Here is a 23936-nt window from a genome sequence, read left to right on the forward strand (position 1 = left end):
CCCTGACGATGGGTCGTAACAGGGGAGTGGACGCCTCCACCTTTTAAAAGGTTCCATAATTAACAGCATTTAGCCACCCCGCGCCTCATGTAGCAGCTGCCGAGCCTTCGAGGCTGCGTTCGGCGGCGCAGCCGTCGTAGAGTCGGCATGCCCGGTCTGCCTGATACACCGCAGCGTCTGGTTTTACGACGGCTGCGCCGCCGAACGCAGCCTCACAGGCTCGGCAGCTGCTACAGGGCGAACGGTGGTCTGTCAGGCTCGGTTTGCGCTATACTCGCCGCCCTTTTTTGAATCACCTGCCAGGCGATTTCCCATGACCAAACAGGCCGCCGAAGTCGCGAAACGCCGCACTTTCGCCATTATTTCCCACCCCGATGCCGGTAAAACCACCATCACCGAGAAGCTCTTGCTGATGGGCAAGGCGATTGCGATTGCGGGCACGGTGAAATCTCGAAAATCCGACCGCCATGCCACCTCCGACTGGATGGAAATGGAAAAACAACGGGGTATTTCCATTACCACGTCGGTCATGCAGTTTCCGTATCGCGATCACATGATCAACCTGCTCGACACCCCGGGGCACGAAGACTTCTCCGAAGATACTTACCGCACTTTGACGGCAGTGGACTCGGCCTTGATGGTCCTCGATGGCGGTAAGGGTGTAGAGCCACGGACCATCGCCCTGATGGACGTCTGCCGTCTGCGTGACACGCCGATCGTCAGCTTCATCAACAAACTCGACCGTGACATCCGCGACCCGATCGAACTGCTCGACGAAATCGAAGCGGTCCTGAAAATCAAGGCTGCGCCGATCACCTGGCCGATCGGTTGCTACCGCGACTTCAAGGGCGTTTATCACCTCGCCGACGACTACATCATCGTCTACACCGCCGGTCACGGCCACGAGCGCACCGAGGTGAAAATCATCGAGAAGCTCGACTCCGATGAAGCCCGTGCGCACTTGGGCGATGAGTACGATCGCTTCGTTGATCAGCTGGAACTGGTGCAGGGCGCCTGCCACGAATTCAATCAACAGGAATTCCTCGACGGCCAACTGACGCCGGTATTCTTCGGTACCGCACTGGGCAACTTCGGTGTCGATCACGTGCTCGACGCCGTGGTCAACTGGGCGCCGAAACCGCTGGCCCGTGTGGCCAACGAGCGCACGGTGGAGCCGGTTGAGGAGAAGTTCAGCGGCTTCGTGTTCAAGATCCAGGCGAACATGGACCCGAAACACCGCGACCGTATCGCTTTCATGCGGATCTGCTCCGGCAAGTACGAAAAAGGCATGAAAATGCGCCACGTGCGCACCGGCAAAGACGTACGGATCGGCGATGCGCTGACGTTCTTCTCCTCCGAACGTGAGCAGCTGGAAGAAGCCTTTGCGGGCGACATCATCGGTTTGCACAACCACGGCACCATCCAGATCGGCGACACCTTCACCGAAGGCGAAGTCCTGGGCTTCACCGGCATCCCGCACTTCGCCCCGGAACTGTTCCGTCGCGTGCGTCTGCGTGATCCGCTGAAATCCAAGCAACTGCGTCAGGGCTTGCAGCAACTGGCCGAAGAAGGCGCCACTCAGGTGTTCTTCCCCGAGCGCAGCAACGACATCATCCTGGGTGCCGTCGGTGTGCTGCAGTTCGACGTGGTCGCCAGCCGTTTGAAAGAGGAATACAAGGTCGAGTGCTCGTACGAGCCGATCACTGTTTATTCCGCGCGCTGGATTGATTGCGACGATAAGAAGAAGTTCGAGGAGTTCCGGGTCAAGGCCGTGGAAAACCTTGCGGTCGATGGGGGTGGTCACCTGACCTACCTGGCGCCGACCCGGGTTAACCTGGCGCTGATGGAAGAGCGCTGGCCGGATGTGAAATTCCGTGCGACGCGTGAGCATCATTAAGCGCTGAGTTACAAAACAAAAACCCCGTTGTGAAAGCTCCGGGGTTTTTTATTGACCATGAATTACCTGTGGCAAGGGAGCGAGTTCCCTCACCACAAGTCGTCACTGATGTTGAAATTGCTGTTCAGCATATCCCTTATTCCAAACCAATCTCCCCGCCAACGATAATTTCTGCTACCCGGTAGTGTCCTGTCTGGAGAACCCGGTCAATCGGAACTAGATTTCACTCAGTACCTTCAGCATCCACGCGTCACCCAAGAAAAGGATGGAATCGGCTATGAGTATTTATCAACGCATTGTGTTGTTGCTTAAGGTTTTGGTGCTGCTGTCCCTCGGCACATCGGCGATGGCGTGGGCAGAGTGTGAGAACCATGAAAAACAGGCTTTGAACGGGCAAGGGGTGCATAGCGAGCTGATGATCGCCGCGACCGAATCGGATGAGGACGACCCGGACGTCGATGAGGACGAAGACGAGGAAGATACGCAAACGTAAGTGACGGACAAAAGAAAACCCCTCCTGCCGGACTGATGCGCAATCTGGCGGAGGGGTCTGGTCAACTCGATAAAAACGCGCCTCGATACCCGAGGCGCGTTTTTTTACACCGCGCCGTCGAGAAATTGCTCGGCGTAGTGACAAGCCACCTGACGGGTGTCGACCAGCCGCAGGAGCGGTTCTTCTGTGGTGCAGCGCTCGGTCGCGTACGGGCAGCGCTTGTGGAAGGCGCAGCCCGACGGCGGGTTCAGCGGGTTCGGCAGTTCGCCGACGATCTTGATTTTCGGTTTGGCCGGGTCCGGGTGGATGGTCGGCGTGGCCGACAGCAGCGCCTGGGTGTAGGGGTGCAGAGGGCGAGTGTAGATGTCCTCTTTCGGGCCCATTTCCACCGGACGGCCGAGGTACATCACCATCACGTGATCGGCGACGTGGCGCACCACCGCCAGGTTGTGGGAGATGAACACGTAGGCGGTGTTGAACTCTTGCTGCAAATCCATGAACAGGTTCAGTACCTGTGCCTGGATCGACACGTCCAGCGCCGAGGTCGGTTCATCCGCCACCAGCACTTTGGGTTGCAGCATCATCGCGCGGGCGAGGGCGATCCGCTGGCGCTGACCGCCGGAGAACATGTGCGGGTAGCGCTGGTAATGCTCAGGCCGCAAGCCCACCTGTTTCATCATTGCCTGGACTTTCTCGCGACGTTCCGAGGCGCTCAGGTTGGTGTTGATCAGCAGCGGTTCGGCGAGCTGATCACCGACTTTCTGTCGTGGGTTCAGCGAGGCGTACGGGCTCTGGAACACCATCTGCACGTCTTTGCGCAGCTGCTTGCGCTGAGCCTTGTCGGCGCCGGCGACTTCCTGCCCGGCGATTTTCAAGGAGCCGGAGGACGGTTCTTCGATCAGCGTCAGGGCCCGGGCCAGGGTGGATTTGCCGCAACCCGATTCGCCCACGACGGCGAGGGTCTTGCCGGCTTCCAGTTCGAACGACACACCGTTGAGGGCGCGCACGGTCGCATGCCCCTTGAACAGGCCACGGGACACTTCGTAGTGACGGGTCAGGTTGCGGGCGGTAAGTACGACGGCCATTACGCCACCTCCTGATTCAGCGGGTAGAAGCAGCGGGCGAGGCTGTTGCTTTTCGGGTCAAGGGCCGGACGCTGGGTGCGGCAGTTGTCCTGCACGTACGGGCAGCGCGGCGACAACAGGCAGCCTTGCGGGCGGTCGTAACGACCGGGAACGATGCCCGGCAATGTCGACAGGCGCGCGGCGCCCAGGCTGTGTTCCGGAATCGCCTTGAGCAGTGCTTCGCTGTACGGGTGCGCCGGAATGTCGAACAGTTGTGGCACCTGACCGACTTCAACCGCTTGGCCGGCATACATCACGCACACGCGCTGGGCCGTTTCGGCCACGACCGCGAGGTCGTGGGTAATCAGCACCAGGCCCATGTTCTGCTCTTTCTGCAGGGCCAGCAGCAGGTCCATGATCTGCGCCTGAATCGTTACGTCCAACGCGGTGGTCGGTTCGTCGGCGATCAGCAGTTTCGGTTCGCCGGCAATCGCCATGGCGATTGCAACACGCTGGCTCATGCCGCCGGAGAGTTGATGCGGATAGGCGTCCATACGGCTGGCGGCGCCCGGAATTTCCACTTTTTCCAGCAGTTCGATGGCACGTTTGCGGGCGTCCTTGCGGGACATTTTCAGGTGCAGGCGCAGCACTTCTTCGATCTGGAAACCGACGGTGTAGCTCGGGTTCAACGCGGTCATCGGATCCTGAAAGACCATGGCCAGGTCTTTGCCGACGATTTGCCGCCGCTGACGGTTGCTGAGCTTGAGCATGTTCTTGCCGTCGAAATTCAGGGCGTCGGCGGTGACGATCCCCGGATGCTCGATCAGGCCCATCAGCGCCATCATGGTCACGGACTTGCCGGAACCCGATTCGCCAACGATGGCCAGCACTTCGCCCTTGTCCACGGTAATGTCGAGACCGTCGACCACCGGAACGGCGTTGGCGTCGCCGAAGCGAACGTTGAGATTCTTGATTTCTAACAGTGACATTTGAATCTCCTCAGGCGGCGTTCTTGAGTTTCGGGTCCAGCGCATCGCGCAGGCCGTCGCCCATCAAGTTGATTGCCAGCACGCTGAGCAAAATGGTCAAACCCGGCAAGCTCACCACCCACCAGGCACGTTCGATGTAGTCACGAGCCGAAGCCAGCATGGTGCCCCACTCAGGGGTTGGCGGTTGTACGCCAAGGCCGAGGAAGCCCAGTGCCGCGGCGTCGAGAATCGCCGAGGAGAAACTCAAGGTGGCCTGAACGATCAGCGGCGCCATGCAGTTGGGCAGCACGGTGACGAACATCAGACGTGGCAGACCGGCACCGGCCAGGCGCGCGGCGGTCACGTAGTCGCGGTTCAATTCGCCCATCACCGCGGCGCGGGTCAGACGAACATAAGACGGCAACGAAACCACGGCGATGGCGATAATGGTGTTGATCAGGCCAGGGCCGAGGATGGCGACAATCGCCACGGCCAGCAGCAGGGACGGCAGGGCCAGCATGATGTCCATCAGACGCATGATGGTCGGGCCGAGCACGCGCGGAAAGAACCCGGCGAACAGACCCAAAAGGATGCCCGGAATCAGCGACATCACCACCGACGACAAGCCGATCAGCAAGGACAGGCGCGAACCGTTGATCAGCCGCGACAGCAGGTCGCGACCCAGTTCATCGGTGCCGAGCAGGAACTGGATCTGCCCGCCTTCCAGCCAGGACGGCGGGGTCAGCAGGAAGTCGCGGTATTGCTCGCTTGGGTCATGCGGTGCAACCCATGGCGCGAAGATCGCGCAGAAGATCACCAGCAGCATGAACATCAGGCCGGCGACGGCGCCTTTGTTCCTGGAGAACGCGTGCCAGAATTCTTTATACGGGGACGGATACAGCAGGCTTTGATCGACTGCTACCGGTGTAATGAGAGTGGTCATGGTCTTGATCTCAGCGCTGATGACGGATGCGTGGGTTGGCAAAGCCGTAGAGGATGTCCACCACGAAATTGACCAGAATCACCAGGCAGGCGATTAACAGGATGCCGTTCTGCACCACGGGATAGTCCCGTGCGCCAATGGCTTCGATCAGCCATTTGCCGATGCCGGGCCAGGAGAAAATGGTTTCGGTCAGGACCGCACCGGCCAGCAGTGTGCCGACTTGCAGGCCGACCACGGTCAGTACCGGAATCAGTGCGTTACGCAGGCCGTGAACGAACACCACCCGCGATGGCGACAGGCCTTTGGCGCGGGCGGTACGGATGTAGTCTTCACGCAGCACTTCCAGCATCGACGAACGGGTCATTCGCGCGATCACCGCCAGCGGGATGGTGCCGAGCACGATGGCCGGCAGGATCAGGTGATGCAGGGCATCGAAGAACGCCCCGACGTCATCGGCCAGCAACGTATCGATCAGCATGAAACCGGTGCGCGGCTCGATGTCGTAGAGCAGGTCGATCCGCCCGGACACGGGGGTCCAGCCCAGGCTTACCGAGAAGAACATGATCAGAATCAGGCCCCACCAGAAGATCGGCATCGAGTAGCCCGCCAGGGAGATACCCATCACCCCGTGGTCGAACAGGGATCCTCGCTTGAGTGCCGCAATCACCCCGGCCAGAAGGCCCAGGATGCCGGCGAACAACAGGGCGGCCATGGACAGTTCCAGGGTCGCGGGGAATAGAGAGCTGAACTCGGTCCAGACGCTTTCACGGGTACGCAGGGATTCGCCGAGATCGCCGTGGGCCAATTTGCCGATGTAATCCAGGTATTGGGCATACAGGGGTTTGTTCAGACCCAGGCGTTCCATTGCCTGAGCATGCATTTCGGGGTCGACCCGGCGTTCGCCCATCATCACTTCCACGGGGTCGCCTGGAATCATGCGAATCAACGCGAAAGTCAGCAAGGTGATGCCGAAGAACGTGGGGATCAATAACCCCAATCGGCGGGCAATAAAACTAAACATCTTGTGTGGTACCTCATCAGCCGGTTAGGCATGCCCGGCAGCGCTGGGGTCAGCGATGCCGGGCGTTTTTATCTACTTCACCTGGGTGGTGGCGAAGTTATTAGTGGTGAGGGGACTAATGTGATAGCCCTCTACGTTGGTGCGCATGGCCGTGAACACGCGGGTGTGCGCCATGCTGATCCATGGCTGGTCCTGATTGAAAATGGCCTGGGCTTGTTCGTAGAGCGCCGTGCGTTCGCCCGGGTTCACTTTAGCCCGTGCTTCGTCGATCAGCGCCTGGAACTTTTCATTGCACCAGCGAGCGTAGTTTTCGCCGTTCCTGGCGGCTTCGCAACTGAGCATAGGCGTCAGGAAATTATCCGGGTCGCCGTTGTCGCCAGCCCAGCCGGCGGACACCATGTCGTGCTCGCCGTTTTTCGCGCGTTTAAGCATTTCGCCCCATTCCATGACACGAATATCGATCTTGATCCCGACCTTGGCCAGGTCGGCCTGCATCATCTGTGCGCCGAGCATCGGGTTCGGGTTGGTCGGGCCGCCGCCGTTGCGGGTGAACAGGGTAAAGGTGGTGCCTTCCGGTACGCCGGCGTCCTTGAGCAGGGCGCGAGCCTTGTCCAGATCACGCGGCGGGTTGGTCAGTTGGTGGTTGTAGCCGAGCAGGGTGTCCGGGTACGGGTTGACCGCCACGGTCGCATTGCCCTTGCCGAACAACGCGTTGACGTATGCCGCCTTGTCGAAGGCAATGTCGATGGCTTTACGCACGCGCACGTCGCTCATGTACGGGCGGGCGGTGTTCATGGCGACATAGGACACGGTCATCGCGTTCAGCTCGTCAACCTTCAGGTTGGTGTCTTTCTTGATGCTCGGGATGTCATCCGGTTTCGGATACAGCGCGATCTGGCATTCGTTGGCCTTGAGCTTTTGCAGGCGCACGTTGTTGTCGGTGGCGATGGCCAGGATCAGCGCATCGGCCGGTGGCTTGCCGAGGAAATAATCCGGGTTGGCCTTGAAGCGGACTTGAGCGTCCTTGGCGTAGCGCTGGAAAACGAACGGGCCGGTGCCAATCGGCTTGCTGTTCAGGTCGCCGGTTTTGTTGGCTTTGAGCAACTGGTCGGCATACTCAGCGGAGTAGATCGAGGAAAAGGCCATGGCAATGTCGGCCAGGAACGGCGCTTCACGGCGGGTCAGGGTGAATTTCACCGTGTTGTCGTCGACTTTCTCGACGCTTTTGAGCAGTTCTTTGAAGCCCATGCTTTCAAAGTACGGGAAGCCCACGCTCGACAGTTTGTGCCATGGGTGATTCGGGTCCAGCTGACGCTGGAAGCTCCAGACCACATCGTCGGCGTTCATGTCGCGGGTCGGCTTGAAGTAATCGGTGGTGTGAAACTGGACGCCTTTGCGCAGATGGAACGTATAGGTCAGGCCGTCATCGCTGATGTCCCACGACTCGGCCAGTGCCGGAACCACTTCGGTGGTACCGGGCTTGAAGCCCACCAGACGGTTGAAGATGGTTTCGGACACCGCATCGCCTGTGACTGCAGTTGTGTACTGGACCATGTCGAAGCCTTCCGGACTGGCTTCGGTACAGACCACCAAGGGTTTGGCCGAGGCGCCGACGGCGACACTCAGCAACGCGGCAGCGATGGCCGCTCGTAGGGGAAGCATTTTCATCTAGAGCCCTCTGCAATCGGTTGAACAGAAAAACCAGACGGCCGACTCATCATGAGTCAGCCGCCGGCATGGGTTTTACAAAATGTTGAACGGGATGGTGGTCACCAGACGGAACTCATTGATGCTGCCATCCGCCTGGTTTTCGCTGGCGCGGTGAGCGGTGTAGGTGGCGCGGATAGCGGTGGCCTTGAGTGGGCCGCTCTGCACGGCGTACGAAGCACCGATGCCGTATTCGTAGTGGTGTTCGCCGTCCTGGGACTGGATACCGTCGTAACCCTTGCCTGCTACGCCTTCGTTGCCGGTGTAGTGAGTGCCATCGATGCCCCAGCCGCGAGCCTGGTAAATGTTGAACTTCAGGCCAGGAACGCCGTATTCAGCCATGTTCAAACCGTAGGCAACCTGGAAGGACTTCTCGTTCGGGCCGTTGAAGTCCGACAGCAGGGAGTTGGCCAGGTAGATGCCGTTGGTTTCGTGCAGGTAATCGAAGTACTCGTTACCGTTAATTTCCTGATAGGAGAAGGTCAGGCTGTGAGCCTGGTGGGTCAGGCCGAGCGACAGGGAATAGGTGTCGTTATCGATCTTGCCGATAAGGGCTTTGCCTTCTTCCTGGGTTTTGTAGTAGTTCAGGCCAGTGGTCAGGCTCAGGATCGAGCTGTCGCCCAACACATGAGTGGCGCCGAAGTAGTACTGGTTCCACAGGTCTTCAGCCTGGGTGCCCCACACACTGGTGGTCAGGCTGGCGAATGGCGTGTAAGTGATACCGGCCGTGTGGACGTGATCGGTTTCAACGATGCCGTTGGCGTATTCGGTGCGGAACTTGCGCTGGCTTTGTTCGGTTCGTGGCGAATTGCGATCGAACGTGCCGATGTCGAAGCTCAGGTTTTCCAGCTCTTCGCTGTGCAGGCTCACACCCTGGAAGCTTGAAGGCAGCGCACGGTTACCGATGACATCGACCATCGGGCTGCTGAAATTCTGGCGGCCGGCAGTAAGGGTGGTGTTGGATACGCGGGCCTTGACGTTGGCCAGGCCTAGCTTGCTCCACTGGCCGACGGCGTCGCCACCTTCTTCGGTCAGGGTGCGGTTGTTGCCCGCGCCAGAACGAGTACCCGGTGCGCCACCGTTATTGGACGCCAGATCCTTGCGATCACGATCCAGAGCAATAGCGTTGTAGGCCGCCACTTCGGTGCTGAAACCTACGGTGCCTTCGGTGAACCCGGAGTTGTACTTGAGGATAGTGCCCTGAACCCAGTTGATACGACGATCAGTCGGGGTCGATACACCGTGCTTCTTATAGCTGAACGTGGCGCCGCGCTTCAGTTGTTCATTGGCGTACCAGTTACGCGTGCTGCCGGTGATCGATTGGCCTTCGACAAAACCTTTGGCTTCACTCTGGGCACTTTTCTCTTTAACGGTAACCGGCGTGAACGCCTGGCTCTGGGATTCTGCGTACGCCGTGGCGGTCACGCTGCTGATGGCCAAGGCCAATAACGCAGTGCTGCTCAGTTTCATGGGTGAAGCTCCTTGTTTTCTTTTTTTATGCCGGTCTTTTTTTGGTGATCCGGCTATTTGTTTAGAACACATTCAGGCATTGCAAACGTTTGCTATAGGCCGGATTGGCGAATTACGGCAATACGCTTGCGTGAGGGCGCAAGCCGCCCCCAGCGTTCTGGCTAATTGGTTATTGGTCGATGCTGACGCCCGAGAACACGTTGCGACCGAAAGGACTCACCTTGAATCCTTCGACGTTGGCGCTCAACGGCTGGTTGACCGTCGAGTGAGCGACAGGCGTGATCGGCACTTGCTGCTTGAGCAATTGCTGAGCCTGTTTGTAGAGCACGGTGCGCTGGTCGCGGTCGGTGACGACCTTGGCCTGCTTGATCAGCTTGTCGTAAGCCGGATCACACCACATGGAATAGTTGTTGCCGCCAATGGCATCGCAGCTGTACAGCGTGCCGAGCCAGTTGTCCGGATCGCCATTGTCACCGGTCCAGCCGATGAGGCTGATGTCGTGCTCGCCGTTCTTGGTGCGCTTGATGTACTCGCCCCATTCGTAGCTGACGATATTGACCTTGAGGCCGATCTTCGCCCAATCCGCCTGGAGCATTTCGGCCATCAACTTGGCGTTGGGGTTATAGGGACGTTGCACCGGCATGGCCCAGAGGGTGATTTCAGTGCCTTCCTTGACACCGGCGGCCTTGAGCAATTCCTTGGCCTTTTCCGGGTTGTAAGCGGCGTCTTTAATCGTCTCGTCGTAGGACCATTGAGTCGGTGGCATGGCGTTCATTGCCAGTTGACCGGCGCCTTGATAGACCGCGTTGAGAATGCCTTGCTTGTTCACCGCCATGTCCAGCGCCTGGCGCACTTGGAGCTGATCGAACGGTTTGTGCCGCACGTTATAGGCGATGTAACCCAGGTTGAAGCCAGGCTTTTCGATCAATTGCAGTTTCGGATCGTTTTTCAGCGCGGTCACGTCGGCGGGGCGTGGATGAAGCGTGATCTGGCATTCGTTGGCCCTGAGCTTCTGCACGCGCACCGAGGCGTCGGTATTGATGGCGAAAATCAGGTTCTCGAGCTTGACCCGGCTCGGGTCCCAGTACTGCTTGTTGCCGCTGTAACGGATGCTGGAATCTTTCTGATAGCTCTTGAACACGAACGGGCCCGTGCCGATCGGCTTCTGGTTGATGTCGCTCGGCTTGCCGGAGGCCAGCAATTGATCGGCGTATTCGGCGGACAGGATCGCGGCGAAGCTCATGGCGATGTTCTGGATGAACGCGGCGTCGACGCTGTTGAGCGTCATTACCACGGTCAATGGTCCGGTCTTCTCGACCTTGGCGATGTTCTTGTTCAGGCTCATCCCGTTGAAGTACGGGAACTCAGTCGGGTAAGCCTTTCGGAAGGGTTGTTGCGGATCGAGCATGCGATTGAAGGTAAACAGCACGTCATCGGCGTTGAAATCGCGGGTCGGCGTGAAATATTTGGTGGTATGAAATTTCACCCCTTCACGCAGGTGAAAAGTGTATTTGAGGCCGTCCTCGGAAACGTCCCAGCTCGTTGCCAGGCCTGGTACGACGTTGGTGGCGCCTTTTTCAAATTCTGCCAATCGGTTGTACAGCGGTTCCGCGGCGTCGTTATCGGTCGCCGTAGTGTACTGCGCGGTGTCGAAACCGGCGGGGCTGCCTTCGGAGCAAAACACCAGGCTGTTATTGGCGGCCTGGCCGATGGAAGTGACGGCCAGCAGGCCGGTGCCCAGCAATGCGGATAAAACCAAGGTATGGCGCATGACGCTCCCTCTTTTTGTAGTGTTTATTCAATGCGCCGCGACCCCGTCGGGGGATGTTGTGGCGCATTGAGCTCAAACCAATACGGGCAGCAAACCGATAGCCACGCAATTGCTGGTCAGATCCCGACGGTAGGGGCCGTGGGTCTGGCAGTAAATTGCGCTGAGTCCTAAAAACTCGTAGGAATTGTCAACGCGTCCTAATCCTGGCTGTACAAGACAGCGGATTTGGATGTAGGCAAATTCCTACTTATCGGCAGAAAAAAAACAGCGGCGCCGCTGAAGACGTCGCCGCTGCTTTTCTTATTTGCTGACGCTGACGCCGTAGAAGGAGTTCAAGCCAAACGGGCTGATCTTGAAATCCTGCACGTTGTTGCGCATGGGTTGGAACACCGTTGAGTGAGCGATAGGTGTCATTGGAACGGCGTCTTTGAGGACGTGTTGAGCCTGCTTGTACAGTTCGGTGCGCTTGGCCTGATCGGTCGTACGCTTGGCTTCTTTGACGATGCCGTCGAACGTCTTGTCGCACCATTTGGAGAAGTTGTTGCCCTGCAACGAGTCGCAGCCGAACAGCACGTTCAGCCAGTTGTCCGGGTCACCGTTGTCGCCGCTCCAGCCAATCAGCATCGCGCCGTTTTCGCCGCCTTTGGAGCGCTTGATGTACTCGCCCCATTCGTAGGTGACGATCTTGGCCTTGATACCGACCTTGGCCCAATCGGACTGGAGCATTTCGGCCATCAGCTTGGCGTTGGGGTTATAGGGACGTTGCACCGGCATGGCCCACAGGTTGATCTCGGTGCCTTCCTTGATGCCGGCTTCCTTGAGCAGCTCCTTGGCTTTCTCAGGGTTGTACGGCGTGTCCTTGATGGTGGTGTCATAAGACCATTGGGTCGGTGGCATGGCGTTGACGGCCAGCTGGCCAGCACCCTGGTAAACCGAATCGATGATCTGCTGCTTGTTGACGGCCATGTCCAGTGCCTGACGCACTTTCAGCTGCGCCATCGGGTTTGGCTGATCGCTGCCCTTGATCTTGTCCATCACGTTGTAGGCGATGTAACCCAGGTTGAAACCGGCCTGGTCCGGCACCTTCAGGGTTTTGTCTTCCTTGAGCGCCTTCAGATCGGCCGGACGAGGAAACAGGGTGATCTGACACTCGTTCTTTTTCAGCTTCTGGATGCGTACCGACGGGTCGGTGGTGATGGCGAAGATCAGGTTGTCGATCTTCACGTCGTCAGGCTTCCAGTAGTCCTTGTTGCCGGTATAGCGGATGTTGGAGTCTTTCTGGTAGCTCTTGAACACGAACGGGCCAGTACCGACCGGCTTCTGGTTGATGTCGGCGGCTTTGCCTTCCTTGAGCAGCTGGGCAGCGTACTCGGCGGAATGGATCGAGGCGAAACTCATGGCCATGTTCTGGATGAACGCGGCATCCACTTCTTTGAGAGTGAACTTGACCGTATGGTCGTCGACTTTATCGATCTTGGTGATGTTGGTATCCATCCCCATGTCGGTGAAGTACGGGAATTCAGTCGGATAGACCTTACGGAACGGATCATCCTTGTTAATCATGCGATTAAAGGTGAACAGCACGTCGTCGGCGTTGAACTCACGAGTTGGCTTGAAGTACGGGGTGGTGTGGAACTTGACGCCTTCACGCAGGTGGAAGGTGTAAGTCAGGCCGTCATCGGAAATGTCCCACTGGGTCGCCAGGCCAGGAACAACGGCGGTGCCGCCGCGCTCGAACTGGGTCAGGCGGTTGAACATGGTCTCGGCAGAGGCGTCGAAGTCGGTTCCGGTGGTGTACTGACCAGGATCGAAACCGGCCGGGCTCCCTTCGGAGCAAAACACCAGGTTAGTCGCCGCGAAGGCGAATGGTGCGCTGGCTAACAAGCTTGCGCCGACTAAAAACGGAATGACCGCGTGTTTAAGCATGGTGGCCTCATGATTTGTTGTCATTTTTGGAATTAGAGGACGACCTCGTGAGTCGACCTGCGGATACTTATGCAGGGGCCATACCCAATGCAAGATCCTGAATGGCTCCAAACCTTAAACAGTGGAACGAACGTACCTTAATGTCGCATATGTATAAATACTGACGCATTTGACCGTTTGCGCAGGTTTTTTACGGTGCAAATCGCGCACCGACACAGGGCAATCGGCCCATCTGGCGCACCCGGTTGGCGCCTGGTGTTACTTATTTATACCCACTCATCGAAGGTGTGAGGCCGAACGGATTGAGTCTTGAAGACGGTCACTTCCGTGCTCAGAGGCTGGAACATTTCCCCCCTTGGCGCGGAACCTGGTCATCACCTTGGTGACTCTCAGGGCTCAATCCAACAGGTCATCATGCTCGCGGAGTTGGCGGTGAACCGGGCGTTGGATAACGTCGATCTGGCGTAGACCGCGTTATCGTTCATCGCGAGCAGGCTCGCTCCCACAGGGATTGAGGGGTATATGGATTTTATCTACGACACAGATCTAAGGTGGGAGCCTGCTCGCGATGGCGGCAGATAGTTCGCGAAAAATAAAAAAAAGGCGATCACTTCGGTGATCGCCGTTTTTTGTACCGACTTATCCAATCACTGCATCAACACTTCAATCGCCCCATCCGCCGTCATGCTGACCTGGCTAGTACCCGCTTCAACCTCGGGCGTCACGGGCGCTGAATCCATGGCGGCGGCTTTCATCATCATCGGCCCGCGCATGTACGGCTGTGGATAACCGTTGCTGTTGAGGTTCAGGTTGACGATTTTGTAGCTCTTGCCGCCCAGGGCATCGGTGGCCAGTTGGGCGCGGGACTTGAAGGCGGTCACGGCTTCTTTGAGCAGGGCGTCTTCGCTGGCTTTGCGGGTTGGCGTCGCGATGGCGAAGTCCATGCCGCCCATTTTCAGGTCGGTGAGCAGTTCGCCGGTAAGTTTGGAGAGGGCAGCGAAGTCCGAGCTTTCCAGGCGCAGTTCGGCGCGTTCGCGCCAGCCGGTGATTTTCTGGCCTTTGGTGTCGTAGATTGGGTAGCTGTTGCGGCTGCCCTGACGCAGGGTGATGTCTTTGACTTCTTTAGCCTGGGCCAGTGCCTTGTTCATGGTGGTGCTGACGTCGGCGGCGAGTTTGGCCGGGTCGCTGTTTTGCTCTTCGGTGTAGAGGGTCACGATCATCAGGTCGCGGGCCACTTCTTGGCTGACTTCGGCGCGCAGAGAGATCTGGTTGTAATGCAGCTCGTCGACGGCCAGGGCCGGAAGGCTGGCGACGGTGCCTACGCTTAAGGCAAGAAGGGCGGCGCTGCGGCGCAATGTGTGCATGAAAAGCTCCTTGGAGTGCGCAGGGGTTAAGGTCCGAACCTGCGTGAAACCATCAGACTCTAGCTTCAATGGTCCGGTTCGCACAGTTACAACTTCTATACAGATAATCAGCAGGTGGCTGCTTCGCAGCCAATCGCGGGCAAGCCACGCTCCCACAGGGAACGCATTCCAATGTGGGAGCGTGGCTTGCCCGCGAAGGCGTCCTTATGGACGCAGCAGTGCTTTCTGCCATGTGGTCGTTTGCCGCACTTTTGCCTCTCAGGCCCGCGGCTTGGTTATACTCCGTGCGATCCGCCTGGAGCGCTCATCAGGAGAGCTCATGCTCGCCCCCGTTCAAATTACTTCCGCCACTCGCCAGAACCTCTGGCGGCTCACGTTCATCCGCACCTTGGTGCTGGCCGCTCAGGCCGGCTCTGTGGGGCTGGCCTACTGGTTCGACTTGTTGCCGTTGCCATGGGTACAACTGGCAATGACCCTGGGTTGCTCGATGTTGCTGTGCGCGTTCACGGCGGTTCGTCTACGCACCTCGTGGCCGGTGACTGAGCTCGAATACGCCTTGCAACTGGCCTGTGACCTGTTTATCCACAGTGCCTTGCTGTATTTCTCCGGCGGTTCGACCAATCCGTTCGTTTCTTATTACCTGGTGCCGTTGACCATCGCCGCCGTGACGCTGCCGTGGCGCTATTCGGTGATTTTGTCGGGTATCGCCCTGACGCTTTACACGTTGCTGCTGGCGCAGTTCTACCCGTTGGAAACGTTCCCGATCGCCAGGGAAAACCTGCAGATCTACGGCATGTGGCTGAGCTTCGCCCTGGCAGCGGCGGTGATCACATTCTTCGCCGCCCGCATGGCCGAGGAGCTGCGTCGTCAGGAAGAATTGCGTGCCATACGTCGCGAAGAAGGCCTGCGCGATCAGCAATTGCTGGCCGTCGCCACCCAGGCTGCCGGTGCGGCCCATGAACTGGGCACACCGCTGGCGACCATGAGCGTGCTACTCAAGGAAATGCGCCAGGACCATCCCGACCCGCTGTTGCAGGAGGATTTGAGCGTGTTGCAGGATCAAGTCAAACTCTGCAAAGAAACCTTGCAGCAGTTAGTCCGGGCGGCGGAAGCCAATCGTCGCCTGGCGGTGGAGATGCAAGACGTCACCGACTGGCTCGACGAAGCCCTGAACCGCTGGCACTTGATGCGCCCGGAAGCCAGTTACCGCTTCCAGCGCCTGGGCCAGGGGACCGTGCCGCGCATGGCGCCACCACCGGACCTGACCCAGGCCCTGCTGAATTTGCTGAACAATGCCGCCGACGCTTGCCCCGAAGGCTTGCAAGTGACCCTGGACTGGAATGCCGAGGACGTGACCATCAGCATTCGCGACCATGGCGCCGGTGTGCCATTGGCCATTGCCGAGCAAATTGGCAAACCGTTTTTTACCACCAAGGGCAAAGGTTTCGGCCTGGGCCTGTTTTTGAGCAAGGCCAGCGTGACACGCGCCGGCGGCTCAGTGAAACTCTACAGTCATGAGGAAGGTGGCACGCTTACCGAGCTGCGCCTGCCCCGTGTCGCCCGAGGAGACGAACATGAGTGACGAGATCCAAGTCGAAGGCGAAGAACTGCCGCATTTGCTGCTGGTAGACGACGACGCAACCTTCACCCGCGTGATGGCCCGCGCCATGGCCCGCCGCGGGTTTCGCGTCAGCACAGCAGGTTCCGCCGAAGAAGGCCTGACCATCGCCCAGGCTGACATTCCGGATTACGCCGCGCTGGATCTGAAGATGGACGGCGATTCGGGCCTGGTATTGCTGCCCAAATTGCTTGAGCTCGATCCGGAAATGCGCGTGGTGATCCTTACCGGTTATTCGAGCATTGCCACCGCTGTCGAGGCAATCAAGCGTGGCGCCTGCAATTATTTGTGCAAACCGGCGGACGCCGATGACGTGCTGGCCGCGTTGCTCTCCGAGCACGCCGACCTCGACACGCTGGTGCCGGAAAACCCGATGTCCGTGGACCGTCTCCAGTGGGAGCACATCCAGCGCGTATTGACCGAGCACGAAGGCAACATCTCCGCTACCGCCCGCGCCCTGGGCATGCACCGCCGCACGTTGCAGCGCAAACTGCAGAAGCGCCCGGTCCGTCGCTGAACGGACGCTGAACGATTATCGCCAGCCCTCGCGATAACACGAACCGATCCTTTATGATCGGTTCGTGTGTGTTCTTTTCTTTATCGAGCCTTTTCCATGAATCAGAACGCTGAATATTCCGCGGTCAACGATGCTGTGCGCGGGCAGTTTTTTCGCAAAGTCTGGGCGATGACCACGCCTTACTGGCACAGCGAAGAGAAGGGCAAGGCCTGGACATTGCTGATCGCGGTGATCGCGCTGTCATTGTTCAGCGTGGCGATTTCGGTGTGGATCAACAGTTGGTACAAGGATTTCTATAACGCCCTGCAGAGGAAGGATGACGCGGCGTTCTGGCAGTTGATTCTGTATTTTTGCGGCATCGCTGCCGTGGCGATTCTCGGCGCTGTATACCGGCTGTATCTGACTCAGATGCTGACCATTCGCTGGCGGGCCTGGCTCACCGAGAAGCACTTTACCCGTTGGCTCGCCAACAAGAACTACTACCAGCTGGAGCAGGGCGGTTACACCGATAACCCGGACCAGCGGATTTCCGAAGACCTCAACAAGTTCACTACCAATACCTTGGGCCTGGGCCTTGGTCTGATCCGTAACATCGTCAGCCTGGTGTCGTTCTCGATCATTTTGTGGGGCGTATCGGGCAGTATCGAAGTGCTTGGCTTCACGATCCCCGGCTACATGTTCTGGTGCGCACTGGTTTATGCCGCCGTCGGCAGCTGGCTGACCCATGTGATCGGTCGTCGCTTGATCGGTCTTAACAACAACCAGCAACGTTTCGAAGCCGACTTGCGTTTCTCCATGGTGCGGGTTCGCGAGAATGCCGAAAGCATTGCGCTGTACAACGGCGAGCCCAACGAGAATCGTCGCTTGAGCAGCCGTTTCGGGCTGGTCTGGCACAACTTCTGGGACATCATGAAGGTGTCCAAGCGCCTGACCTTCTTCACCTCCGGTTATGCCCAGATCGCAATTATCTTCCCGTTCATGGTCGCGGCGCCGCGTTACTTCGCCGGCAAGATCGAACTCGGTGAACTGATGCAAATCAACTCCGCGTTCGGCAACGTCCAGGAGAACTTCAGCTGGTTCATCAGTGCGTACCAGGACCTCGCCGAGTGGCGTGCGACCTGTGATCGCCTGCTGAGTTTCCGTCAGGCCATGACCGACAATGAAGAGCGCGCACCGGCCATCGACGTGCAAAACCAGGGCACGGCCTTGAAAGTACAAAACCTTGGCCTCGACCTCGCTGACGGTCGTCACCTGCTGACCAACGCCGATATGACGGTGGAGGAGGGCGAGCGTGTCATGCTCAGCGGTCGTTCCGGCAGCGGCAAATCAACGTTGCTGCGGGCGATGGGGCACCTTTGGCCGGCTGGCCATGGCAGCATCCGTCTGCCGACAGGACGGTATCTGTTCCTGCCGCAAAAACCTTATCTGCCGATTGGCACCCTGCGCGAGGTGCTGAGTTATCCACAGCCGGGCGACACCTACCTGCATGAGCGTTACGTCCACGTCCTGGAAACCTGCCGCTTGCCACACTTGATTGGGCGTCTGGATGAAGCCAATCACTGGCAGCGCATGCTTTCACCGGGTGAGCAGCAACGACTGGCCTTTGCCCGTGCGCTGCTGTACGCGCCGCAATGGTTGTACATGGATGAGGCGACGTCGGCGATGGATGAAGAGGATGAGGCGTCGCTGTATCAGGCGTTGATCGATGAATTGCCTGGGCTGAGCATTGTCAGCGTCGGCCATCGCAGCAGCCTGAAACGTTTCCACCCACGGCATGTGCGGATCGAGAATGGGCATCTGGTGGACCAGACCGTGACCGCCTGAACACCACACCCTCTGTAGGAGCGAGGCTTGCCCGCGAAGGCCTTCACGCGGTTTCCGATTGAGGACCACGTTATTGTTCTTCGCGGGCAAGCCTCGCTCCTACGGGTGTGGTGGTGATCGTACAACTCGCATGCGCTATGATGCGGCTTCAGCCGAATTTTCGAGACAGACGTTCACCATGGAAAACCCGATCGACGCACCTCGCCTCCCTCGCAAGCGCCGCAGCCTCGCTCAGGAACTGGTGACGGTGCTGTCCGAGCAGATCCGCGACGGTCACCTCAAGCGTGGCGACAAGTTGCCCACCGAGTCGGCGATCATGGATGCCCATGGCGTCAGTCGCACCGTGGTGCGCGAAGCGATTTCACGTTTGCAGGCCGCAGGCCAGGTCGAAACCCGTCACGGCATCGGCACCTTCGTGCTCGATACGCCGAGCCCGAGCGGTTTCCGGATCGACCCGGCCACCGTGGTGACCTTGCGCGATGTGCTGGCAATTCTGGAGTTGCGCATCAGCCTGGAAGTGGAATCCGCCGGCCTTGCCGCGCAACGTCGCACTCCTGAGCAGTTGGCGTTGATGCGGGCGGCGCTGGACGCGCTCAATGAAAGCGTTTCCCACGCCAGCGATGCCGTGGCGTCCGATTTCCAGTTCCACCTGCAGATTGCCCTGGCCACCGGCAACCGCTACTTCACCGACATCATGACCCACTTGGGCACCAGCATCATTCCGCGCACACGCCTGAACTCCGCGCGCCTGGCCCACGACGACCAGCAGCACTACATGAGTCGCCTGAGTCGTGAGCATGAAGAGATTTACGATGCGATCGCGCGTCAGGATTCGGATGCGGCGCGGGCGGCGATGCGGTTGCATTTGACGAATAGCCGCGAGCGGTTGCGCCAGGCCCATGAAGAGGCGCAGGCGCAGCGGGGCTGAGCGTCACCAGAAAGAACGCCATCGCGGGCAAGCCCGGCTCCCACAGGTTTTTGTGTCGATCACAACAGTGTGAGCGCACACAGAAACCTGTGGGAGCCGGGCTTGCCCGCGATGGGGTCAGTCGCCGTCAATTAATCTTTCAGATTGTCTCCAAAATTCCCCGGTCCACCCTCACCGCCAACCCGGCAGCCCCAGGTTTGGCATCGAAAACCGCATGCCCGCGCTCATCTACAAGTGCCCGGGCGATCGGCAAGCCTTTGGACAGCAACTCCAGCGGCGCGCCTTTGAGCGATTGGCCAGAAGCCAGTTCCAGTTTCAGTTTGATAGTCATCAGTGATTTCCTTATCAGGCATTGGCCGCTGAATTCAGCACGCCAGTTGGTTGGTAATCCTTGAGCAGCAGATACGTGCTCCAGCCCCACCAGTCGTCCACGGTGGCGGTGTCGTTCAAATTGTTGACGTCCTTGCGCCGCAATACCTTGTCGCCCTCGACCTTGAACAGTGGCGAGAAATTGCCGGCCGGGTTCAGAACCGCTTGCAGGTCGGGCAGTCTTTTCAACGCAGCAAAACTGCCGGCCGATGGAGCAGTGCCGCTGAGGTACGCCGCAAACACTTCATCCGCAGACACCTGAACCGCTTGATTGACCTGGGCGCGATTGGCGCTGTCGATGGTGTCGAAGTAGCGCTTGTCGCCGTAGGCGTGCCAGCGATCGCCGTTGCCATTGCTCACGTTGAGGCCGAACTTGCTGTCTTCATCGTGCATGAAGCGGGTAATCAATGAGCCGAGATCGCTGGGCGTGACCACCGCCGCCAACTGTTTGCGCGGGACGCGCAGGTGACCGGCGGAATACAGGTCGGTCAAGGAGTGATCGGCAAAAGCGTTCATCGCATAGGCCAGCTCCAGCTGCTTTTCATCGCCGCTGTTGTGGGCCAGCACCGCTTGTTGCAGCGCTGCCGTGTGCCCGGCGATGTAAGCCAGCAGCGCCCATTCAGCAAAGTGGTCAGCATTGTTGGCGGCCAGTTTCAAATAGCGCCCCAACGGGAACAGCGCCGAGACGAAACTGCCGCCGCCGGTGATCTTGTTCCACTCTTCTGACAACGTATCACCCAAGGCATCATAAGCCTCATGAGGCTCTTTACCGTCCCTGATCGCTTGCTGGATGGCGGCGATTTCTTTCTGCATGACACCGAGGATCAACTTCGCCTCGGCGTTTGAGGCCGGCAATACCGCCAGGGAATTGAAGGCGTTGGTAAAGCGCTGGATCCGGTCCGCCGCTGTTGCGCCTTCGCAGATTGGTTGGTCGGGAATTCCATAGAAATCACCTCCCAGCGCAATCACTTGGCCATAGGTCAATGCCAGGCCATTGGGCAGGTGCAACTCCACCTGAGAGGCCGGTATGGCAGGCGCATCCTTGACGAAACGCAGCAGGGTGCTGTCGCCGATCGCGGTATGTTCTGCACCTTCAAACCTCAGCTGGGGCGCGCCTTTCAGCGTATTTTCTGTTGGTGTCGGCAGCGGGCCCTGGCGCCGCTGCTTGAGGCCGTGATGGCTGCCGGCGGTGAGTTTAAGCATGTCGCCATTGCCAGAAAGGGCGATGCCGTGCTCGGTAAAAAGATCATCCAGATCGGCGATGATCTGTCGGGTTTTTTCCTTCGATTGTGCGTGTACACCTGACATTTCTAGCTCCTTGATATGTCGTAGGTAGAATCAAATTTAACTGTATGTATATACAGCTATCTGGATCATAGATGAGAAATTTCCTACGTCAAGGGATTACTTTTTCCGACGCAGATTTTGCGGCTCACGATGAAATGCAGTTGACGGTTGTATTTTAAGTTGTACGATGACCTACAACTTCGGCGAAGGCTGAACGGTTTTCTCACACAACGTTGCTACCCAGGGTGTTCGAATAATGAATCCACAAGAACTGAAGTCCATCCTCTCTTCCGGCCTGCTGTCGTTCCCGGTCACCGACTTCAATGCTCAGGGCGATTTCCATCGCGCGGGCTACATCAAGCGTCTCGAATGGCTGGCCCCATACGGCGCCTCGGCATTGTTCGCCGCGGGCGGCACCGGTGAGTTCTTCTCTCTGGCGGCCAGCGAATATTCGGAAATCATCAAGACTGCCGTCGACACTTGTTCCACCAGCGTGCCGATTCTTGCCGGCGTAGGCGGCGCCACCCGCCAGGCCATCGAATACGCTCAGGAAGCCGAACGTTTGGGCGCCAAAGGCCTGTTGCTGCTGCCGCACTATCTGACCGAAGCCAGCCAGGACGGCGTTGCCGACCACGTTGAAGCGGTCTGCAAATCGGTAAAAATCGGCGTGGTGGTTTACAACCGCAACGTTTGCCGCCTGACCGCTCCTTTGCTGGAACGTCTGGCCGAGCGCTGCCCGAACCTGATTGGTTACAAGGATGGCCTGGGCGATATCGAGTTGATGGTGTCGATCCGTCGCCGCCTCGGTGATCGTTTCAGCTATCTGGGCGGTTTGCCGACCGCTGAAGTCTACGCCGCGGCTTACAAGGCGCTGGGCGTGCCGGTTTATTCCTCGGCGGTGTTCAACTTCATCCCGAAAACCGCGATGGATTTCTACCACGCCATTGCTCGCGAAGATCACGCCACCGTTGGCAAGATCATCGACGACTTCTTCCTGCCGTACCTGGACATTCGTAACCGCAAGGCCGGTTACGCGGTGAGCATCGTCAAGGCCGGGGCGAAAATCGCCGGCTTCGACGCAGGTCCGGTGCGTGCGCCGCTGACCGATCTGACGGGCGAAGAGTACGAAATGCTCGCCGCGCTGATCGACAAGCAAGGTGCGCAATAACACTCGATAAAACCAAGGCCGCTGAGCAATCAGCGGCTTGTTGCGTGAGGAGATCTTCAAGTGGCTGATGCAAAGCGTTACGACAACTACATCAACGGCGAATGGGTGGCGGGCAGTGATTACTGCGCCAACATCAACCCCTCGGAGCTGACCGATTCCCTCGGCGATTACGCCAAGGCTGATCTGGCCCAGGTTCACGCCGCCATCGACGCCGCCCGCGCCGCGTTCCCGGCCTGGTCCACTTCGGGCATTCAGGCACGTCACGATGCCCTGGATAAAGTCGGCAGCGAGATCCTTGCCCGTCGCGAAGAGCTTGGCACCTTGCTGGCCCGGGAAGAGGGCAAGACCCTGCCCGAAGCCATCGGCGAAGTGACTCGCGCCGGCAACATCTTCAAGTTCTTCGCCGGTGAATGCCTGCGCCTGTCCGGCGACTATTTGCCGTCGGTGCGTCCGGGCGTCAACGTCGAAGTGACCCGCGAAGCGTTGGGTGTGGTCGGCTTGATCACTCCGTGGAACTTCCCGATTGCGATCCCGGCGTGGAAAATCGCACCGGCCCTGGCTTATGGCAATTGCGTCGTGCTCAAGCCTGCCGATCTGGTACCGGGCTGTGCCTGGGCGCTGGCGGAAATCATCTCCCGCGCCGGCTTCCCCGCTGGCGTGTTCAACCTGGTGATGGGCAGCGGTCGGGTGGTTGGCGATGCGCTGGTGCAGAGTCCGAAAGTCGACGGCATCAGCTTCACTGGCTCCGTCGGTGTCGGTCGGCAGATCGCTGTCAGCTGCGTATCGCGCCAGGCCAAGGTTCAGCTGGAAATGGGCGGCAAGAACCCGCAGATCATTCTCGATGATGCCGACCTCAAGCAAGCGGTCGAACTGTCGGTACAGAGCGCGTTCTACTCCACCGGGCAGCGTTGCACCGCCTCGAGCCGCTTCATCGTCACCGCCGGGATTCACGACAAATTCGTCGACGCCATGGCCGAGCGCATGAAGTCGATCAAGGTCGGTCACGCGCTGAAAACCGGCACCGATATCGGTCCGGTCGTCTCGCAGGCTCAGCTTGAACAGGACATGAAATACATCGACATCGGCCAGGGCGAAGGTGCGCGTCTGGTCAGTGGCGGTGCTCTGGTGACGTGCGACACCGAAGGCTACTTCCTCGCGCCGACCTTGTTTGTCGACAGCACAGCGGCGATGCGCATCAGCCGCGAAGAGATCTTCGGCCCGGTGGCCAATATCGTTCGCGTGGCTGATTACGAGGCAGCGCTGGCCATGGCCAACGACACGGAGTTCGGTCTGTCGGCGGGTATCGCCACCACGTCGCTGAAGTACGCCAACCACTTCAAGCGCCACTCCCAGGCCGGGATGGTGATGGTCAACCTGCCGACCGCCGGCGTGGATTACCACGTTCCGTTCGGTGGGCGTAAGGGTTCATCCTATGGCTCACGTGAGCAAGGTCGCTATGCGCAAGAGTTTTATACGGTCGTGAAGACCAGCTACATCGGCTCCTGATCCACGTAATACCTGTGGGAGCTGGCCTGCCGGCGATAGCATCATCGCGGTGTGACTGACACACCGCGTGGCCTGTATCGCTGGCAGGCCAGCTC

General features: G+C 58.9%; 19 protein-coding genes. 8 read left to right on the forward strand and 11 right to left on the reverse strand.

From position 1 onward, the window contains the following. The first annotated feature begins 313 nt into the window (after positions 1–313). Positions 314–1897, forward strand: coding sequence for a peptide chain release factor 3 (locus FHW68_RS21805; RefSeq protein ID WP_095631251.1), 1584 nt, complete (start codon positions 314–316; stop codon positions 1895–1897). 277 nt (positions 1898–2174) lie between these two features. Next, complete coding sequence (locus FHW68_RS21810) at positions 2175–2390, forward strand: hypothetical protein (protein WP_095631252.1); 216 nt, start codon at positions 2175–2177, stop codon at positions 2388–2390. Between the two features lie 104 nt (positions 2391–2494). Here the strand turns inward: FHW68_RS21810 and FHW68_RS21815 are convergent, their stop codons facing one another. The 9 genes from FHW68_RS21815 to FHW68_RS21855 all read right to left on the reverse strand — a co-directional run bounded on the left by FHW68_RS21815 (position 2495) and on the right by FHW68_RS21855 (position 14624). Then, complete coding sequence (locus FHW68_RS21815; protein WP_183683066.1) at positions 2495–3475, reverse strand: peptide ABC transporter ATP-binding protein; 981 nt, start codon at positions 3473–3475, stop codon at positions 2495–2497. Beyond that, positions 3475–4443, reverse strand: a complete 969-nt coding sequence (locus tag FHW68_RS21820) for an ABC transporter ATP-binding protein (protein ID WP_008067269.1) — start codon at positions 4441–4443, stop codon at positions 3475–3477. Before FHW68_RS21820 ends, FHW68_RS21815 begins: the two co-directional genes overlap by 1 nt. Before the next feature lie 10 nt (positions 4444–4453). Beyond that, on the reverse strand, positions 4454–5365 hold the full coding sequence (locus FHW68_RS21825) for an ABC transporter permease subunit (RefSeq protein ID WP_095631254.1): 912 nt from the start codon (positions 5363–5365) through the stop codon (positions 4454–4456). A 10-nt stretch (positions 5366–5375) separates the two neighbouring features. Continuing rightward, the gene (locus FHW68_RS21830) at positions 5376–6386 is read right to left on the reverse strand and encodes an ABC transporter permease subunit (RefSeq protein ID WP_007900379.1); all 1011 of its coding nucleotides are present in this window, start codon (positions 6384–6386) and stop codon (positions 5376–5378) included. A 72-nt stretch (positions 6387–6458) separates the two neighbouring features. Continuing rightward, positions 6459–8054 carry an ABC transporter substrate-binding protein gene (locus FHW68_RS21835; protein WP_183683068.1) on the reverse strand — a complete coding sequence of 532 codons (1596 nt, stop codon included), beginning with the start codon at positions 8052–8054 and terminating at the stop codon, positions 6459–6461. A 75-nt stretch (positions 8055–8129) separates the two neighbouring features. Then, positions 8130–9563, reverse strand: a complete 1434-nt coding sequence (locus FHW68_RS21840; RefSeq protein WP_095631256.1) for an OprD family porin — start codon at positions 9561–9563, stop codon at positions 8130–8132. A 169-nt stretch (positions 9564–9732) separates the two neighbouring features. Beyond that, entirely contained in the window at positions 9733–11334 is a 1602-nt protein-coding gene (locus FHW68_RS21845; protein WP_183683071.1) for an ABC transporter substrate-binding protein, read from the reverse strand. Between the two features lie 300 nt (positions 11335–11634). Continuing rightward, the gene (locus FHW68_RS21850) at positions 11635–13260 is read right to left on the reverse strand and encodes an ABC transporter substrate-binding protein (RefSeq protein WP_095631258.1); all 1626 of its coding nucleotides are present in this window, start codon (positions 13258–13260) and stop codon (positions 11635–11637) included. A 647-nt stretch (positions 13261–13907) separates the two neighbouring features. After that, positions 13908–14624: an SIMPL domain-containing protein gene (locus FHW68_RS21855; RefSeq protein WP_123498939.1), complete on the reverse strand. Its 717-nt coding sequence runs from the start codon at positions 14622–14624 to the stop codon at positions 13908–13910. A 319-nt stretch (positions 14625–14943) separates the two neighbouring features. Between FHW68_RS21855 and FHW68_RS21860 the strand changes: the two genes are divergently transcribed. From FHW68_RS21860 to FHW68_RS21875, 4 genes are all read left to right on the forward strand, one after another. Beyond that, complete coding sequence (locus tag FHW68_RS21860; protein ID WP_095631260.1) at positions 14944–16206, forward strand: ATP-binding protein; 1263 nt, start codon at positions 14944–14946, stop codon at positions 16204–16206. Beyond that, entirely contained in the window at positions 16199–16759 is a 561-nt protein-coding gene (locus FHW68_RS21865; protein WP_007901386.1) for a response regulator transcription factor, read from the forward strand. The genes FHW68_RS21860 and FHW68_RS21865 overlap by 8 nt, the downstream gene beginning before the upstream one ends. 96 nt (positions 16760–16855) lie before the next feature. Beyond that, on the forward strand, positions 16856–18583 hold the full coding sequence (locus FHW68_RS21870) for an ABC transporter ATP-binding protein/permease (RefSeq protein ID WP_183683075.1): 1728 nt from the start codon (positions 16856–16858) through the stop codon (positions 18581–18583). A gap of 178 nt (positions 18584–18761) precedes the next feature. Further along, positions 18762–19511, forward strand: a complete 750-nt coding sequence (locus tag FHW68_RS21875; protein ID WP_008067294.1) for a FadR/GntR family transcriptional regulator — start codon at positions 18762–18764, stop codon at positions 19509–19511. Positions 19512–19650: 139 nt separating this feature from the next. Here the strand turns inward: FHW68_RS21875 and FHW68_RS21880 are convergent, their stop codons facing one another. Together FHW68_RS21880 and FHW68_RS21885 are read right to left on the reverse strand one after the other, a co-directional pair. Further along, positions 19651–19842: a hypothetical protein gene (locus FHW68_RS21880; RefSeq protein ID WP_095631262.1), complete on the reverse strand. Its 192-nt coding sequence runs from the start codon at positions 19840–19842 to the stop codon at positions 19651–19653. 14 nt (positions 19843–19856) lie between these two features. Beyond that, positions 19857–21188, reverse strand: coding sequence for a phospholipase (locus tag FHW68_RS21885; RefSeq protein WP_183683078.1), 1332 nt, complete (start codon positions 21186–21188; stop codon positions 19857–19859). Positions 21189–21423: 235 nt separating this feature from the next. Here FHW68_RS21885 and kdgD point away from each other — a divergent pair, with 235 nt between their 5' ends. Then, entirely contained in the window at positions 21424–22335 is a 912-nt protein-coding gene (gene kdgD / locus FHW68_RS21890; RefSeq protein WP_095631264.1) for a 5-dehydro-4-deoxyglucarate dehydratase, read from the forward strand. A 60-nt stretch (positions 22336–22395) separates the two neighbouring features. After that, entirely contained in the window at positions 22396–23841 is a 1446-nt protein-coding gene (locus FHW68_RS21895) for an aldehyde dehydrogenase family protein (RefSeq protein ID WP_183683081.1), read from the forward strand. Positions 23842–23936 lie beyond the last annotated feature (95 nt).

It is taken from the genome of Pseudomonas sp. Tn43 (assembly GCF_014192635.1).
In the GTDB taxonomy this organism is placed as follows: Bacteria; Pseudomonadota; Gammaproteobacteria; order Pseudomonadales; family Pseudomonadaceae; genus Aquipseudomonas.

Coding starts and splice junctions, on each gene's coding strand:
- FHW68_RS21805 (WP_095631251.1), top strand. CDS start 314: ATGACCAAACAGGCCGCCGAAGTCGCGAAACGCCGCACTTTCGCCATT.
- FHW68_RS21810 (WP_095631252.1), top strand. CDS start 2,175: ATGAGTATTTATCAACGCATTGTGTTGTTGCTTAAGGTTTTGGTGCTG.
- FHW68_RS21815 (WP_183683066.1), bottom strand. CDS start 3,475: ATGGCCGTCGTACTTACCGCCCGCAACCTGACCCGTCACTACGAAGTG.
- FHW68_RS21820 (WP_008067269.1), bottom strand. CDS start 4,443: ATGTCACTGTTAGAAATCAAGAATCTCAACGTTCGCTTCGGCGACGCC.
- FHW68_RS21825 (WP_095631254.1), bottom strand. CDS start 5,365: ATGACCACTCTCATTACACCGGTAGCAGTCGATCAAAGCCTGCTGTAT.
- FHW68_RS21830 (WP_007900379.1), bottom strand. CDS start 6,386: ATGTTTAGTTTTATTGCCCGCCGATTGGGGTTATTGATCCCCACGTTC.
- FHW68_RS21835 (WP_183683068.1), bottom strand. CDS start 8,054: ATGAAAATGCTTCCCCTACGAGCGGCCATCGCTGCCGCGTTGCTGAGT.
- FHW68_RS21840 (WP_095631256.1), bottom strand. CDS start 9,563: ATGAAACTGAGCAGCACTGCGTTATTGGCCTTGGCCATCAGCAGCGTG.
- FHW68_RS21845 (WP_183683071.1), bottom strand. CDS start 11,334: ATGCGCCATACCTTGGTTTTATCCGCATTGCTGGGCACCGGCCTGCTG.
- FHW68_RS21850 (WP_095631258.1), bottom strand. CDS start 13,260: ATGCTTAAACACGCGGTCATTCCGTTTTTAGTCGGCGCAAGCTTGTTA.
- FHW68_RS21855 (WP_123498939.1), bottom strand. CDS start 14,624: ATGCACACATTGCGCCGCAGCGCCGCCCTTCTTGCCTTAAGCGTAGGC.
- FHW68_RS21860 (WP_095631260.1), top strand. CDS start 14,944: ATGCTCGCCCCCGTTCAAATTACTTCCGCCACTCGCCAGAACCTCTGG.
- FHW68_RS21865 (WP_007901386.1), top strand. CDS start 16,199: ATGAGTGACGAGATCCAAGTCGAAGGCGAAGAACTGCCGCATTTGCTG.
- FHW68_RS21870 (WP_183683075.1), top strand. CDS start 16,856: ATGAATCAGAACGCTGAATATTCCGCGGTCAACGATGCTGTGCGCGGG.
- FHW68_RS21875 (WP_008067294.1), top strand. CDS start 18,762: ATGGAAAACCCGATCGACGCACCTCGCCTCCCTCGCAAGCGCCGCAGC.
- FHW68_RS21880 (WP_095631262.1), bottom strand. CDS start 19,842: ATGACTATCAAACTGAAACTGGAACTGGCTTCTGGCCAATCGCTCAAA.
- FHW68_RS21885 (WP_183683078.1), bottom strand. CDS start 21,188: ATGTCAGGTGTACACGCACAATCGAAGGAAAAAACCCGACAGATCATC.
- kdgD (WP_095631264.1), top strand. CDS start 21,424: ATGAATCCACAAGAACTGAAGTCCATCCTCTCTTCCGGCCTGCTGTCG.